The organism is Bacteroidota bacterium (assembly GCA_016706255.1).
Lineage (GTDB): Bacteria > Bacteroidota > Bacteroidia > Chitinophagales > BACL12 > UBA7236.
Genome location: JADJJZ010000006.1, coordinates 624,097 through 639,533 on the forward strand (window position 1 = coordinate 624,097; position 15,437 = coordinate 639,533).

Sequence of the window (15,437 nt, forward strand, 5' to 3'; positions counted from 1 at the left end):
ATTGCAGCTTACTTTTTTAATAATGCAGGCGGGCGCTGTGCGCAAATACGTTCAATTACATCAACAACCAATTTGCCTTCATATGCCGTTGTGGCAATATTGGCTTTATCTTGTAATACATCAATTATATTATCAATAATAAAATGATGATTTGCTGCAGAACCAATATACGGGCCGTAATTGTTAGGCGCCGCGGTTGGAGCCAATTCCGGCATAGTATAATTTTTTATATCGCAATATTTTACTTCATTCATATATTGACCACCAATTTCGATGGTTCCGTTTTCGGCAATAATACGAATACTGCTTTCAAAATTTTTATTGTAAACCGAAGATGAATAATTGATACTGCCAATGCCACCATTAACAAAATTAAATGCTACAATTCCGGAATCTTCAAAGTCGGTTAATTGTTGATGATTAAAATCGGCAAATGTGGAACGAATATTTTCAATATCGCCAAATAACCACAACATGGTATCAATAAAATGCGAAAATTGTGTGAACAAAGTGCCGCCATCTAACTGTTGTTTACCATGCCACGTGTTTTCATGATAATATCGTTCATCTCTGTTCCAAAAACAATTTATTTGCACCATAAAAGTTTTGCCTAAAATTCCGCTGCTAACAACTTCTTTTAACCAAACAGATGGAGGCGAAAACCTGTTTTGCATTACACAAAATATTTTTTTTCCGCGTTTAACTGATTCATTAATTACGGCATCGCAATCATCTGCCGACAAGGCCATCGGCTTTTCAATTACCACATGTTTATTTTGTTGCAACACTTTAATTGCGTGTTCAGCATGTAATCCGTTTGGTGTACAAATATTTACTACATCAATAGCTAAATCTGATGCCAGTAATGTATCAATTGAATTATAAAAAAGGGATTCGTAATGGCTGATATTTAATTGTTCAGATGATTTTATATCACACAACGCACTTAATTTCGCCTGGGCATTACGCGTAATCATCTCCGCATGTCGTTTACCAATATGTCCGCATCCTACAACAGCAAAATGAATTTTATCCATACCGTTTTCTTATTTTATTTTGCGCACTATATTGCTTGTTAATTGATAACGGTCACCTGAAGTTGTGCAAGTTGCATAACCATCTTTATCAAATAATAATTTTGTTCCATGTTCACTCATCCATCCTGTTTGGTGTGCAGGATTTCCGGTTAGTAAAGCATAATCTCCAACATCTTTTGTTACCACTGCGCCTGCGCCGATAAAAGCATAATTGCCAATGGTAATTCCACAAATTATTGTTGCATTTGCTCCAATTGTTGCGCCTTTTTTTACCAGGGTTTTTTTGTATTCGTTTTTTCTTTCAATTGCGCTGCGCGGATTAATTACATTTGTAAACACCATACTCGGCCCAAGAAAAACTTCATCTTCAATAACAACTCCTGTATATACAGATACATTATTCTGCACTTTCACTTTATTGCCAAGATGTACACCCGAAGCTATAAATACATTCTGGCCAAGAATGCAATCTGCCCCAATAATACTACCGCTCATTACATGCGAAAAATGCCAAATTTTGGTATTGTTCCCGATTTGTGCGCCTGCATCCACAATGGCGCTTTCATGTATGAAATAATTGTTATGTTGCATATTCCGGTATCGCGACAAAGATAAGGGTTTAAGCAGAAGCATTATCTTCGCAGCCGGATGATCAAGGTTAATAGGGATATTGTTGTTTTGTGTTTGCTGCTATTATCTGTGCTGGCTTCCTGTAAAAAGGGTTTTGAGGGCACTGAACTCGGCAACCTGAATCCTGATACCTATTTGGTTACAGATACAATTATTCGCTTTGGCCCCGACCGACTCGAAAGTGAGGTTGTATTAAAATGGTGGAGCGACGATCCCGATGGGTTTGTGATTGGCTATGAATTTACATTTGACGCTGAAATCACTGAATCTACTATTTGGACCTATACTGAACGTCAGGACAGCACGTTTATTCTTGCCCCGCCTGCCGGAGCTGATTCTGCAGATTTTGTTTTTCAAATCCGTGCTATCGATAATTATGGCCTAAAGGACCCAACACCGGCTCGTTTAGTAATTCCGGTTAAAAATTCGCCACCGACCGCTCAGTTTGTTCCAGGTTTAATAACCCCGCAAAAGTCGTTTCCGGTGTTAAAATATTTCTGGACCGGTAGCGACCCGGATGGAACCGATAACCTATTGCGCTACGAGCTCTGTTTTAACGATACTACTGCAACACCATACGTTTTAGACAAAACCGTTAGCAGTGCCATATTTGAGGCTACCGAACCGGGGCTCGACAATATGGTTTGTAAGGTTTACCAAAATGCGGCAACCTTACCTAACGGTGAAACCATAAGCGGGATGCTCGGAAATGCCTGGAATACGCTCTACATAAGAGCTGTAGACCAAAGTTTAGCCACAAGCGCCTATGTTGCTGCCGATTCTGTTTTTGTAAAAAAGGTAAATAGTAATGTGTTAATGGTAAATGGCTACTCCACTATCACGAATGAAAGTTTTTATGCTACACGGCTCATTAATAATGGTATTGCCGTTTTTGATACCATTCAAATTTTTGCCCAAACCGCAGGTGCTTACACCCAGCAATCTGCAGATAATATTACACAGGCAAAAGTGTTCGATTTGTTCGATTTAATTATCTGGTTCAGCAACAATGCCGATAACTCGTTTTCACTAGCTCAAAAAACAACGGAAAGTTTTTTTAATTCAGGGGGCAAGATGTTAATGAGCGTTTATATTTCCAGCTCTTTTGACCCATTGAGCAATTTTCTTGACTTCACACCTATTGCTTCATTAGTGAATCCTGTTGATACGACATTAATATTAGATAACGGAGCCTCATTATTGCCTGTTGATGGGGGATGGCCTGGGTTGCAGTCAACTGCCATTGTTGGAACCGTAAAACCAATAAATCTTCAAATTGGTGCAACACCTTTATATAATGCTGCATTAACCGCAAAAGATAATATTTCATTGAGTTTAACTCCATGGACCGGTGTGTCAACCGTTATGGCTAAAAAAACGGATATAAGTGGCAATACTAATTTTGTAATTGCAACATTAGAGTTAAATAAACTAGATGGGTTATTGAATATGGATTTGTTGTTTGAAAAAGTGTTGAATGATGAATTCGGATTCTGATAAAAAAATACGCCTAGCCATTTTTGCCTCTGGAGCCGGTTCTAATGCGGAAAACTGTTTGCGTTATTTTCAAAACCATGATGACATAAGTATCCCGCTTATTGTTACCAATCGCAGTGATGCCGGTGTTTTGGCCGTTGCAAAAAAATATCATGTACATGCTGAAATTATCACAAATGCCGAATGGAAACATCCGGAACAGGGTTTGAAGCTGCTACAACAATATCAAATTGACTTTATTTTACTGGCAGGATATCTGGCTTTGGTTCCTCAATTATTGATTAATACCTACCGACATCGAATTTTTAATACCCACCCGGCCTTATTGCCTGATTTTGGGGGGAAAGGCATGTACGGCAAACATGTGCATGAGGCAGTTTTTCAATCAGGTGAGCGTGAAACGGGCATCACCGTGCATGAAGTTGATGAAGTTTATGATGAGGGTCGTATCTTATTTCAGGTGAGTATCGATATTACAGAAAATGATACTCCGGCAACCATTGAACAAAAAGTAAGGGAATTAGAATATGCCTATTTACCCGGTTTCGTGGAAAAACTGTTGTTAAGTAAAGCATAATACCTAATATACCTTATTACTTTCCGAATTCACTGATAACTATTGATGCCGGAAGGGTAACTTTGCGGCAGAATTAAAAATTACCTTATGCACCTGCCTGTTAAGATTAAATCAGCCCTTATTTCAGTATTTTACAAAGATCAGCTCGATCCTGTTATTCATAAATTGAATGCCTTGGGTGTGACAATTTACTCAACAGGTGGTACGCGTGAATTTATCGAAAAACTGGGTGTTCCGGTTGTTGCTGTTGAAGATTTAACCAGCTATCCGAGTATATTGGGCGGAAGGGTTAAAACCCTACACCCTAAAGTGTTTGGCGGCATCTTGGCTCGTCGTGAATTGAAGGAAGATATGGCCCAATTGGCCCAATACGAAATTCCGGAAATTGACCTCGTTATAGTTGATTTATATCCATTTGAAGAAACAGTACGCAACACTGATGTTGAGGCAGATATCATTGAAAAAATTGATATTGGTGGCGTGTCGTTAATTCGTGCAGCAGCAAAAAATTGTAAAGATGTAACCATTGTTGCTTCAAAAGATGAATATGCACCATTGCTAGAAATGTTGAATGAAAAAAATGGTGAAACAACATATGGTCAACGAAAATATTTTGCAAAACGTGCCTTTGAAATTACGTCGGGGTATGACAATGCTATTTATACCTGGTTCAACCACAACGAAAATTTTGGTATCAATTATTCACCAAAAATTCCGATGCGTTATGGAGAAAACCCACATCAAAGTGCAGCTTTTTATGGTAAACTGCATGATGTATTTGAAAAATTACATGGTAAAGATATTTCATATAACAATCTTGTAGACATTGAAAGCTGTGTTTATCTGATTGAAGAATTTCAGGCCACTGCCAAAGCGGGATTAAGCACATTTGCAATAATTAAACATACCAATGCTTGTGGTTTAGCAACATCAAAAAGTACAGAAGAGGCTTGGGATAAGGCTTTGGCGGCTGATCCGGTTTCGGCTTTTGGTGGTGTTCTCATCTGCAATCAAAAAATAGATTTAGCTACAGCTTACAAAATAAATGAACTGTTTTTTGAAGTATTAATAGCACCTGACTTTGAAAGAGATGCACTTACTGTTTTGCAAACTAAGAAGAACAGAATTTTATTACAACAAAAAATGTTCGATTTTCCTGCTCAACAATATAAGAGCATGTTAAACGGCGTATTAGTTCAGGACCGCAATAATAAGTCGACAGCGATACATGAACTCAAATATGTAACTGAAGTTCGACCAACAGAAATTCAATTACAGGACTTATTGTTTGCAGAAATAGCTGTTAAACATTTGAAATCGAATGGTATTGCGCTGGTAAAAAATGGTCAGCTAATTGGATGTGGAACAGGACAAACTTCAAGGGTTGATGCATTAAATCAGGCCATAGCAAAAGCAAGGGCATTTGGGTTTGATGTTGCCGGTTCAGTGATGGCCAGCGAGGCGTTTTTCCCATTCCCTGATTGTGTGCAAATTGCTTATGAGGCGGGCATTACAGCCGTTATTCAGCCGGGTGGAAGTATACGCGATAAAGACTCAATCGACTATTGTAATGCCAACGGAATGGCTATGGTTTTAAGTGGCACACGACACTTTAAACATTGATAAAATTCATAATAAATAATTGCCGGTAAGCAGATATGTTTACCGGCTTTTTTTTAGCATAAAATTCAGTTACATACATTTGAAATAATAAGCTCAATTAATGAGTTATTGTATACAACTGTTTCATGGTTATTGCTTAAATAAATTTGATAAGCAATGATGAAAAAAAATATTTTAAAAATAATGCACTCAGTATTTTTAGTATTGAAAAAAAATATTGAAGTTTGTATAACAATTTATTAGTTTTTCCCGCGCATATCCTTAACAAACTTTAATTTTGCACCTTTAGGTATAATCTATAAACAACGATGGGTATTTTTAACTTTCTAACTCAGGAAATAGCAATTGATCTTGGTACGGCAAACACGCTTATCATTGCACATGATAAAGTTATGGTTGATGAACCTTCAATCGTAGCTATTGACCGCAAAACCGAAAAGGTAATTGCAGTTGGCAAACGTGCTATGCAAATGCACGAAAAAACCCACGAAAATATCAAAACCATCAGACCGCTGCGAGATGGCGTTATTGCTGACTTCCAGGCTGCTGAATCCATGATTCGCGGTATGATCAGCATGATTTTCCCTAAAAACAAGTTGTTTAAACCATCATTGGTAATGGTTATCTGTATACCATCCGGTATTACTGAAGTTGAAAAAAGAGCGGTTAGAGACAGTGCTGAACAGGCCGGTGCCCGCGAAGCTTATCTTATACACGAACCAATGGCAGCTGCTCTAGGTATTGGTTTAGATGTTCAGGAACCTGTAGGTAACATGATTATTGATATTGGCGGTGGAACCACTGAAATTGCCGTTGTTGCCTTATCCGGTATTGTTTGTGACCAGTCTATTCGTGTTGCCGGAGATGAATTTACGGCTGATATTGTAGATTATATGCGCCGTCAGCACAATCTGCTCATTGGTGAACGTACAGCAGAGGCAATTAAAATCAACGTTGGTTCAGCTTTAACCGAGTTGGATGAAGCACCGGAAGATTATCAGGTAAGTGGTCGCGATTTAATGACTGGTATACCAAAGCAGTTAGTAGTTACTTATTCTGAAATCGCCCATTCTTTAGACAAATCTATCTCTAAAATAGAAGAAGCTATTCTTAAAGCGCTGGAAACAACGCCTCCCGAATTAGCCAGTGATATTCAACGCAACGGTATTTACCTGACAGGCGGCGGCGCCTTATTGCGTGGTCTCGACAAACGTATTAGTCAAAAAACCAAATTAATGGTGCATGTGGCTGATGACCCGCTGAAAGCCGTTGTGCGTGGAACCGGTATCGCATTGAAAAATCGCGAACAATATGCAGCTTTACTCATGAGTTAATTTTATGGATGAATAATGCGCAGTTTCTTTTTATTCATCATACGACATTACGCAGTATTTCTTTTCCTGCTTTTAGAATTCATTTCGCTGTACTTCGTTTTTACCTATAATAGTTTCCACAATACCCTATTTATTAATTCAGCAAATTCAGCAACAGGAAATGTGTTAAATACCTATGGCAATTTTCAGGATTATTTCGCACTGCGTGAAGTGAACGATAGTTTGATGAAAGAAAATGCTTTACTGCGTCAACAATTATTTTTAGATGATTTACCCGATACCAGTGCTTCACTTAACCGTGACACCAGTGGGAAGCCGCTGTTTACCTATATTCCTGCTGAGGTAATTGGAAATTCATTTACGGAGCCTAATAATTACATCACCCTCAATAAAGGCAGCCTCGATGGTATTGAAATAAATCGCGGTGTTATCACTTCAAGTGGTATAGTTGGTAAGGTTGTGAAAGTTTCTCCCAATTATAGTGTAGTGATGAGCGTGTTGCATAGTCAGTTTGGTGCTCCTGTTATAATTAAGGGTAATAACGTGTTAGGGCGTGTTGCCTGGGAAGGAAAATCGCCCACCCATATTAATGTGATTGAAGTTTCTGAACCGGGTAAACTCGAAAAAGGAGATACAATTGAAACAGCAGCAACATCTAAAATATTTCCTCCGGGAATAATGGTTGGAACAATAGAGGAGTTCGGTAAAAAACCGGGCAGTAATTATTATACATTAGATGTAAAGCTGGCGACCAGTTTTAGTTCATTAAAATTTGTTTACGTAGTGGTTGACCCAATGTGGACAGAAAAGGAAACATTGGAAAACTCAGTTATAGATGCAGGCAATTAATTGGATATTAAGGTTTGTGGGACTGATCTTTTTGATTCTGTTTCAGGTACTTGTGCTCAACAAGCTCAATGTAAGTGTGTATATACATCCTTATGTATATCCGATGTTTCTCATTTTATTGCCATTTGAAACGCCAAAATGGATTATGCTGCCCTTGGCCTTTGCCGTTGGTATCACTATCGATATGTTTAATAATACAGCCGGTATGCACGCTGCAGCCTGCGTATTTATTGCCTATGCACGACCATGGCTCATTAAGGCATATACACCTATTACCGGCTATGAAAATGTAAGTAATCCTTCTATTTCACAACTTGGTGTGGTGTGGTTCGCTTTATTTACACTTACCGTAATTTTTATTCATCACACCATTTATTATTTATTGCAAATTTTTGTGTTGAATGATTTAGGATTTTTATTTTTAAAAATAGTATTGAGTACTTTAGTGTCAACTTTGTTGATTGTGATATTTGCATTTTTATTTGCAAAGCGGAAGGCTAATCGTTAATTAAAATTAATTCCTTCGATTAGGTTACTATTTGTTAAAACATTTTCGAACTTTGTAATATATTTTCTTCAGTTTTTTTTCAGGCAATCAAATGGCAGTAATAGATAATTCACAATCTCGTAATAGGGTCATTCAGGGAGTGATCATTGGCATTTTTGTGATTTTTTTTATTCGCTTATTTTATTTGCAGGTAATTGATGATACCTATAAACAAATTGCCGATGACCGCGGATTGCGTAAACAACAGGTTGACCCCGATCGTGGTCAGATTCTGGACCGCAATGGCAAACTGATTGTTTATAATGAGCCGAGTTATAAGTTAATGGTGGTGCCGGCTCAAGTTGGCGTTATAGATACAGCGCGGTTTTGCGAAATTTTGGGAATAGATAAAGCCTATTTTATCCGAAAAATGAAAGATGCCATTTTCCTAAATTCAAGAGTGAAGGAAAGTGTATTTATGTCGCAAATTTCAGCAGAAGACTTTGGTCGCATTGAAGAATATTTATATGAATTTAAAGGGTTTTATCCTGCCATCAGTCCCGTAAGAAAATATACTTATCCCTGTGCCGCGCATTTATTAGGATACGTTGCAGAGGTAGATTCAAATGATATTAAAAAATCGAACGGCTATTACCGCAATGCCGATATGATTGGTAAAAGTGGCGTTGAAAAAAGTTATGAATATTTATTGCGTGGCCAAAAAGGGTATCGCAATGTTGTAATCGACCGTTTTGGCAGGGAAGTAGGACCATTAAATAATGGTGAAGAAGATGTTGCCCCAATTGCCGGTAAAAATTTAACGCTAACTATTGATATTGAATTACAACAGTACGCCGAACAATTATTGGCGAATAAACGCGGCGCGCTTGTAGCAATCGAACCTTCAACAGGCGAAATTTTAGCCTTGGTGAGCACACCTTCCTATGACCCTAATATGCTGGTTGGTAGTGCCAGAACAAAAAACTTTGCAAAACTTGCCTTAAATAAAGAAAATCCATTAAATAATCGTGCTTTAAGCGGTTATTACCCTCCGGGGTCCACATTTAAACCGGTTATGGCGGCAATCGGAATGGATATTGGCTCTCTTACTGCCGATCAGGGTTACAATTGTCCGGGCGGATATGTTATGTCTGGCCACAAAGTGGATTGTCACAACCACCCTTATGCATCAAATGTAGAATTGGGTATTGGACATTCCTGCAATGCATATTTCTGTTATGCATTTAAATATTTTATGGAGGCGCATGATACACCCGTAGAAGGCATGCAGGATTTTAAAGACCATTTAGGCATGTGGGGAATTGGTACCAGAACAGGGGTGGATTTACCAAACGAAAGAAATGGTAATGTGCCGGATCCTGAAGATTATGATAAAGTATACGGCAAAGGTCGATGGAAGGCTTCAAATTGTGTTACTTTAGGAATAGGGCAAGATAAACTTATCGTTACACCGCTGCAATCGGCAAATTCAATGGCAATTATTGCCAACGGCGGCTATTTTTATACGCCTCACGTATTAAAATATGCTGATGATGCGGATACTGTTTTAGCAAAATTTTTGGTGCGTCGCGAAACTGGAATTGCAGATAGTATTTTTCCTTATGTGCAACACGGTATGGCCGGCGCAGTAAATTTTGGTACGGCAAGAATAGCACAGGTAGATTCAATTCAGGTGTGTGGTAAAACAGGAACTGCTGAAAATCCACACGGAAAAAGTCACAGTTGGTTTAGTTGTTTTGCTCCGGAAAAAAATCCGCAGATTGCAGTTGCCATTATTGTTGAAAATGCGGGTTGGGGTGCCAGTTATGCTGCACCAATTGCAAGTTTGGTGGTAGAAAAATACGTGAACGGAAAAATCAGCGAAAAAAGAAAAGCACTTGAAGAAAGAATGATGAAAGCTGTGTTGATTGATACGCCTCTGGATTTACCTCCCGTTCAACCAATTCAGAATTTACCGGTCGACAGCAATAAAAATAAACAAGAACAACAACCTGTTCAGGCAGCAGTATTACCTAAAAAAGAATGAGAGAAAAAAATCCATTATGCAAAATGTTGATCAGTTCGCACTCGGACTGTATTTTGCATTATTGGTAATTGGTTTATTTACTGTTTTTGCTGTGAGTTACGATTCGGATACCAGCCGCTTCTTTAATTTCTCTCAAACACATGGCCGACAAATGGTTTGGATGTTTATTTCGTTGATTGTCGGGTTTAGTATTCTCACATTTGATAGTACTTTTTTTACAAAATTTGCCATAATACTTTATGCTATTACCTTAGGTATTTTGGTAATTACTTTTGTAGTAGCTGTAGATATTAATGGTGCAAGAAGTTGGCTTCAGGTTGGTTCATTCCAGTTTCAACCTGCTGAATTCGGAAAAACTACCACCGCACTCATGCTTGCAAAGTATTTAAGTATGATTACCGGTCAGGCTCGCTCATTTAAAAATAAATTAATTGCCTATTTAATTTTAGGAATACCGATGGGCATTATTGTTCTGCAACATGATGTAGGATCGGCAATGGTGTACGGAAGTTTGGTATTTGTAATTTATCGGGAAGGTTTTCCGGTGTATGAAGTATTGTTTGTGTTATTTATCGGATTGTGTTTTGTGTTTTCTTTAATTTTTGGGGGTGACCCGGTTGCAATTGTATTATCTATTGCAATGATGGCTTATGTTATTTTCACCTCCTTAAAAATGGTAAGAAAAGAAAAAGTAAAGGGCGTTTCCTTCCTGATTGTTTTTTGTTCAGCCATTTTGTTATTTCTTTTGGGAGCAGAAGTAATGTCACTTAACCTTATTGCTATTTATTTAGGTACACTTGCTTTATTAGTAACAGCAGTTATTATGGTGAGGAAGGTGAAGTATTTTAAAATTGCTACACCAGTTTTTTTATATGTAGCATTACTCGCATTTGTAATTTTCGGTGTAAAATATATTACTACCGATTTGCTGGAAGATTATCAGGTGCAAAGAATTGAAACATTATTAGGAATTTCAGATGATGCCGATGCCGAATATAATGTAACACAAAGTAAAATGACCATCGGTTCGGGAGGTGTTGCGGGTAAAGGTTATTTACAGGGTACACTTACACAGTCAGAGCAGGTTCCCGAACAAAGCACCGATTTTATTTTTTGCACTATTGGAGAGGAATTTGGATTTTTAGGGACATTTATTTTTCTGCTAATTTATTTGCTTTTTATTTTACGCATAATATTTATTGCAGAACGTCAGCGCTCTCCATTTTCAAGAGTATATGCCTATTGCGTAGCCAGCTTTTTCTTTCTGCAGATTATGATTAATGTTGGTATGACCATCGGCTTAATTCCAGTAATTGGTATTCCACTCCCATTTATTTCCTATGGCGGTTCATCCGTTCTGGCATTTTCTATTTTGGTGTTTATTATGTTACGCCTTGACGCCGACAGATTGTTGATTCTGCGATAATATTATTTATACAACATCCACTTTATTACTTCCTTTATTTTTATTTTTTTACCATACATTAAAATTGCTGTGCGGTAAATTCTTCCTGCCAAAAATGTAGTGAAAATAAATCCGCCAAACAGTAAGGTAAGTGAAAGTGCAATTTGCCACGCAGGCACACCAAATGGTATTAAAGCAGGCATCACTATGGGTGATGAAAAAGGAATGATGGAAGCCCAAAATGCAAGTGGTGTATGTGGTTGCTGCACTACAGCGGTCATAATGAAGATGGATATTAAAATTAACATGGTAACCGGAAATGCAAACATCTGCACATCACCATCTTCATCGCCGGCAAGTGAACCAATAGCTGCAAATAGTGAAGCATAAATAAAATAACCGCCTAAAAAATAAAATATAAACATGGTTAAATAATAACCGAGTGGCAAATTATTTAAATTAGCCATCGTATCGGCAACAGCCTGCATGTTTCCATCTCCTGTATTGCCGGCTTGTTGTAATTCACTTAATTGTCCGCCAAATGCAATCCCTACAAAAATATTTAACAGGGTAATTAAAAAGGCCCAGGTAAAAAACTGTGTCAATCCCACCAGTCCAATACCCATAATTTTGCCCATCATTAATTGAAAAGGCTTCACACTGGAAATTATTACTTCGATTATCCGCGACGATTTTTCTTCCATTACGCCACGCATTACCATCGTTCCGTAAATCAGTAAAACAATATAAATAATAAAGCCCATGCCAAATCCAAATGCACTTGCAATAGCTGCGTCACCCTCCACCTGATTTTCACCTGATGTTACTTTATCGTCAATACTAACTTTGGGACGCAATTTGAGTAACATGTTTTTATCTAGCGCCTCATTTTTTAAATTTATTGCTTCCAATTGGTCTTCAATAATCGATTCCAGATAAATTTTTGTGGTGAGACTCATTTGCTCATTACTGTAAATTTCGATGCCATAAGGTGCATCCGGTTCCATTTTGGGAATGTATAACAATGCATCATAACCATCGTCTAATGTTGAATACATCGGTAATAACTTATCAAGCGGCATATCATTGTATTTAAAATTGAAATACAATCCGGCAGTATCAGGTAATGCTGATATCAATCCGCTGTCGTCTTTAACTGTTATATGTTGTTCGCTTTTATTAGCTGAACTTATAAGAATAGGTAAAACACTAATCAGTAAAAAAAACAAAGGTCCCAGCAGCGTAAAAATGATAAATGATTTTTTTCTTACTCTCGTAATATATTCACGCTGAATAATAAGTAATGTTTTACGCATGATTCGCTTTGTTTACAAGGGTGATAAAAATATCATTCAATGAGGGTAACAATTCATAATATGCAGTTATTTGAGCACCGGTGCCTATAAAATATTGCAAGATGGCATTTGGTGCTGTTGTTGCGTTTAATTTTACAGTGATGGTATTATCCTCCACTCGATCAACAACAAATAAATCGCTGGTTTCAAGCATAGGCAATTTATCAAAACTGATTACATATTTATTTTCTTTAAACTGCTGTTTAATTTCACTAACTGCACCATTTAAAATTAATTGACCTTTATTAATCAGTGCAATCGTTTTGCATATTTCCTCAACCTGCTCCATACGGTGGGTTGAAAAAATAATGGTGGTGCCTTGCTGATGTAACTGATAAATTTCATTTTTAATGAGTTCGGCATTAACGGGGTCGAGTCCCGAAAATGGTTCATCCAGAATAATTAATTTGGGGTCATGTAAAACAGTAGCGATAAATTGTGCTTTCTGCTGCATACCTTTCGATAAATCTTCAAGTTTTTTATTCCACCAGTCTCCTGCACCCAATTTATCCAACCAATAGATTGTTTTGGCTTTTGCATCTGCTTTTGAAAGTCCTTTCAGTCGTCCTAAATAGACCAGATGCTCGCCTACTTGCATTTTTTTGTAAAGTCCCTTTTCCTCAGGCATATAACCAATATTGGCATATTGCTGTGTTTTAATATCAGCACCATCAAAAAATATCTCACCCTGGTCGGCTGCAAATATTTTAGTGATAATGCGAATTAAGGTTGTTTTTCCTGCGCCATTTGGCCCCAGCAGGCCAAAAATGGTGTTTTCCGGAATGCTGAAACTCACTTGCTGCAAAGCTTGCACATCAGAAAACCGTTTACTTACCTGCGAAAAGGTCATGATATCACTCATGTTGCAAATTTAAATTTAATTTTGCCGCAGAAATAATCGGTTATGGATACTTATCATATCGGCGCTCAGCCACTCACAATTGCCCTGATTGACAAAATCATTAAAAACAAGGTGAAATTAGCCCTGGATGATGCTGCTAGAGAAAAAATCCAAAAATGCAGAACATATCTCGACAAAAAAATTGGGGATAGTGGCAAAGCAGTGTATGGTGTAAATACCGGCTTTGGCAGTTTGTGTAAAGTAAAAATTTCTGATAATGATTTGGAACAATTGCAATATAACCTGATTAGAAGTCACGCTTGTGGAACAGGTCCAATTATTCCGGATACAATTTGCAGAATTTTATTATTGCTTAAAATACAAAGTTTAAGTTATGGTAATTCCGGTGTGAGTGTTGAAACCGTTTGGCGATTAATAGATTTTTTTAATCTCGATATTTTACCTGTTATTTATGAACAAGGTTCGTTAGGTGCCAGTGGCGATTTATGTCCGCTCTCACACATGAGCCTTGCATTAATTGGTGAAGGTAAAGTTAAATACAACGGAGAAATCCGCCCTACTGTTGAAGTGCTGAAAGATTTTAAATTAACACCACTTAAGTTGCAATCAAAAGAAGGCCTTGCATTATTAAATGGCACACAGTTTATGAGTTCATATGCAGTATATAATTTAATTAAAGCAGATAATATTATTAAACAATCGAATAAAATTGCGGCGCTTTCTTTAGAGGCATATGATTGTAAAGCCGAACCATTCAGTGCGCAAATTCATCGTGTAAGAAACCAGGATGGACAAATTGAAACTGCAAAAGAAATTTTAGAATTATTAAATGGCAGTGAAACATTTTTTAGTGAAAAGGAACAAGTGCAGGATCCATATTCTTTCAGATGTATTCCACAAGTACACGGCGCTTGTCGCGATGCAATAAATTACTGCAGGTCAATTGTTGAAAAGGAAATAAATGGTGTAACTGATAATCCGAATATTTTTGTTGAAGATGATTTAATCGTTAGTGGAGGAAATTTTCACGGTGAACCACTTGCGCTTACATTAGATTTTCTGACAATTGCATTAAGTGAAATTGGAAATATTTCCGAAAGAAGAGTATATCGATTATTAAGCGGCGCCAGAAAATTGCCTGAATTTTTAACACCAAATCCGGGATTAAATTCGGGATTAATGATTCCGCAGTATACTGCTGCAAGTATCGTTTCTCAAAATAAACAATTGTGTACACCTGCAAGCGTAGATAGTATTTCAAGCTGCAATGAGCAGGAAGATCATGTAAGTATGGGCGCAAATGCAGCAACCAAATGTTTAAGAGTTGCAGAAAATCTCGAAAAAATTCTGGGTATCGAATTGCTCACTGCTGCTCAGGCATTTGAATTCCGTAGACCTGCAAAAACATCTGTTGCAATAGAGCGGTTTTTCGCGGATTATCGTGACATAGTATCTTTCAACACCAGCGACAGGTTTCTTGCAGAGGATATTGAAAAGTCGATAAGGTTTCTGGTAGATTAAATTTTGTTTGCTCGCTAGTTGTTTGGTAAATGTTTTTGGTTTCGCGCAAAGCACGCGAAGGGCAAAGGGCGCAAATTTTTTTTTTGGATGAGGTGTAATTTTGGTGACGTGGGTTGCGCGCGGAATTGTTTTTTTGAAGGCGTGTTTTTTCGCGCAAAGAACGCGAAGGGCAAAGGGCGCAAAGTTGTTTTACTTAGGGTGTGTTTTTTGTAT

General features: G+C 37.6%; 13 protein-coding genes. 9 read left to right on the forward strand and 4 right to left on the reverse strand.

What is annotated here, in order from left to right:
- Positions 1 to 8: 8 nt before the first annotated feature.
- Positions 9 to 1,037, reverse strand: coding sequence for a Gfo/Idh/MocA family oxidoreductase (locus IPI65_11380; protein MBK7442113.1), 1,029 nt, complete (start codon positions 1,035 to 1,037; stop codon positions 9 to 11).
- A gap of 9 nt (positions 1,038 to 1,046) precedes the next feature.
- Complete coding sequence (locus IPI65_11385; GenBank protein MBK7442114.1) at positions 1,047 to 1,628, reverse strand: N-acetyltransferase; 582 nt, start codon at positions 1,626 to 1,628, stop codon at positions 1,047 to 1,049.
- 57 nt (positions 1,629 to 1,685) lie between these two features.
- On the opposite strand from IPI65_11385, the gene IPI65_11390 reads away from it, so the two are divergent.
- From IPI65_11390 to rodA, 8 genes are all read left to right on the forward strand, one after another.
- Positions 1,686 to 3,164, forward strand: a complete 1,479-nt coding sequence (locus IPI65_11390; protein ID MBK7442115.1) for a hypothetical protein — start codon at positions 1,686 to 1,688, stop codon at positions 3,162 to 3,164.
- Complete coding sequence (locus IPI65_11395; GenBank protein ID MBK7442116.1) at positions 3,148 to 3,741, forward strand: phosphoribosylglycinamide formyltransferase; 594 nt, start codon at positions 3,148 to 3,150, stop codon at positions 3,739 to 3,741. Before IPI65_11390 ends, IPI65_11395 begins: the two co-directional genes overlap by 17 nt.
- Before the next feature lie 87 nt (positions 3,742 to 3,828).
- Entirely contained in the window at positions 3,829 to 5,364 is a 1,536-nt protein-coding gene (gene purH, locus IPI65_11400) for a bifunctional phosphoribosylaminoimidazolecarboxamide formyltransferase/IMP cyclohydrolase (GenBank protein ID MBK7442117.1), read from the forward strand.
- Positions 5,365 to 5,672: 308 nt separating this feature from the next.
- On the forward strand, positions 5,673 to 6,698 hold the full coding sequence (locus IPI65_11405; GenBank protein ID MBK7442118.1) for a rod shape-determining protein: 1,026 nt from the start codon (positions 5,673 to 5,675) through the stop codon (positions 6,696 to 6,698).
- A 15-nt stretch (positions 6,699 to 6,713) separates the two neighbouring features.
- On the forward strand, positions 6,714 to 7,547 hold the full coding sequence (mreC, locus tag IPI65_11410) for a rod shape-determining protein MreC (protein ID MBK7442119.1): 834 nt from the start codon (positions 6,714 to 6,716) through the stop codon (positions 7,545 to 7,547).
- Positions 7,534 to 8,055: a rod shape-determining protein MreD gene (locus tag IPI65_11415; GenBank protein ID MBK7442120.1), complete on the forward strand. Its 522-nt coding sequence runs from the start codon at positions 7,534 to 7,536 to the stop codon at positions 8,053 to 8,055. The genes mreC and IPI65_11415 overlap by 14 nt, the downstream gene beginning before the upstream one ends.
- Before the next feature lie 157 nt (positions 8,056 to 8,212).
- On the forward strand, positions 8,213 to 10,081 hold the full coding sequence (gene mrdA / locus IPI65_11420) for a penicillin-binding protein 2 (protein MBK7442121.1): 1,869 nt from the start codon (positions 8,213 to 8,215) through the stop codon (positions 10,079 to 10,081).
- A gap of 16 nt (positions 10,082 to 10,097) precedes the next feature.
- A complete protein-coding gene (gene rodA / locus IPI65_11425) occupies positions 10,098 to 11,507 on the forward strand; it encodes a rod shape-determining protein RodA (protein ID MBK7442122.1) in 1,410 nt (469 codons plus the stop codon).
- A 2-nt stretch (positions 11,508 to 11,509) separates the two neighbouring features.
- Here the strand turns inward: rodA and IPI65_11430 are convergent, their stop codons facing one another.
- Positions 11,510 to 12,802 carry an ABC transporter permease gene (locus tag IPI65_11430; protein ID MBK7442123.1) on the reverse strand — a complete coding sequence of 431 codons (1,293 nt, stop codon included), beginning with the start codon at positions 12,800 to 12,802 and terminating at the stop codon, positions 11,510 to 11,512.
- Entirely contained in the window at positions 12,795 to 13,703 is a 909-nt protein-coding gene (locus IPI65_11435; protein MBK7442124.1) for an ATP-binding cassette domain-containing protein, read from the reverse strand. Before IPI65_11435 ends, IPI65_11430 begins: the two co-directional genes overlap by 8 nt.
- A 42-nt stretch (positions 13,704 to 13,745) precedes the next feature.
- On the opposite strand from IPI65_11435, the gene hutH reads away from it, so the two are divergent.
- Positions 13,746 to 15,224, forward strand: a complete 1,479-nt coding sequence (hutH, locus tag IPI65_11440; protein ID MBK7442125.1) for a histidine ammonia-lyase — start codon at positions 13,746 to 13,748, stop codon at positions 15,222 to 15,224.
- Positions 15,225 to 15,437: the final 213 nt, after the last annotated feature.

Bases quoted from the DNA above. Each gene is read 5' to 3' on its own strand.
- IPI65_11380 (MBK7442113.1), bottom strand. From the start codon at position 1,037: ATGGATAAAATTCATTTTGCTGTTGTAGGATGCGGACATATTGGTAAA.
- IPI65_11385 (MBK7442114.1), bottom strand. From the start codon at position 1,628: ATGCAACATAACAATTATTTCATACATGAAAGCGCCATTGTGGATGCA.
- IPI65_11390 (MBK7442115.1), top strand. From the start codon at position 1,686: ATGATCAAGGTTAATAGGGATATTGTTGTTTTGTGTTTGCTGCTATTA.
- IPI65_11395 (MBK7442116.1), top strand. From the start codon at position 3,148: ATGAATTCGGATTCTGATAAAAAAATACGCCTAGCCATTTTTGCCTCT.
- purH (MBK7442117.1), top strand. From the start codon at position 3,829: ATGCACCTGCCTGTTAAGATTAAATCAGCCCTTATTTCAGTATTTTAC.
- IPI65_11405 (MBK7442118.1), top strand. From the start codon at position 5,673: ATGGGTATTTTTAACTTTCTAACTCAGGAAATAGCAATTGATCTTGGT.
- mreC (MBK7442119.1), top strand. From the start codon at position 6,714: ATGCGCAGTTTCTTTTTATTCATCATACGACATTACGCAGTATTTCTT.
- IPI65_11415 (MBK7442120.1), top strand. From the start codon at position 7,534: ATGCAGGCAATTAATTGGATATTAAGGTTTGTGGGACTGATCTTTTTG.
- rodA (MBK7442122.1), top strand. From the start codon at position 10,098: ATGCAAAATGTTGATCAGTTCGCACTCGGACTGTATTTTGCATTATTG.
- IPI65_11430 (MBK7442123.1), bottom strand. From the start codon at position 12,802: ATGCGTAAAACATTACTTATTATTCAGCGTGAATATATTACGAGAGTA.
- IPI65_11435 (MBK7442124.1), bottom strand. From the start codon at position 13,703: ATGAGTGATATCATGACCTTTTCGCAGGTAAGTAAACGGTTTTCTGAT.
- hutH (MBK7442125.1), top strand. From the start codon at position 13,746: ATGGATACTTATCATATCGGCGCTCAGCCACTCACAATTGCCCTGATT.